The sequence below is a fragment of the Caulobacter sp. 602-1 genome, assembly GCF_003931565.1.
GTDB lineage: Bacteria > Pseudomonadota > Alphaproteobacteria > Caulobacterales > Caulobacteraceae > Caulobacter.
On sequence record NZ_RRYI01000171.1, the window covers coordinates 1 to 282 of the forward strand.

Here is a 282-nt window from a genome sequence, read left to right on the forward strand (position 1 = left end):
CAGCGTCACCGAGTTCTGGAAGCGCTGGCACATCTCGCTGACCACCTGGATCCGCAGCTCTCTCTACATCCCGCTGGGCGGCAACCGGCTGGGTCCGGCGCGGACCTATCTGAACCTGTGGCTCTGCTTCCTGCTGTCGGGCCTGTGGCACGGCGCGGCCTGGACCTTCGTGCTGTGGGGCGCCTGGCACGGGGCGTTCATGGTGCTGGACCGCCAGACCTGGTGGAAGTGGGCCGAGCGCCTGCCCTCGCCGCTGCGCGTCGCCGGCGCCCTGGTGCTGGT

1 protein-coding gene is annotated in these 282 nt (G+C 70.2%); it reads left to right on the forward strand.

Annotated elements, in window-relative coordinates; translation table 11 throughout:
• A partial coding sequence (locus EIK80_RS25755; RefSeq protein WP_305038181.1) for an MBOAT family O-acyltransferase occupies positions 1-282 on the forward strand: 282 nt, incomplete at both ends.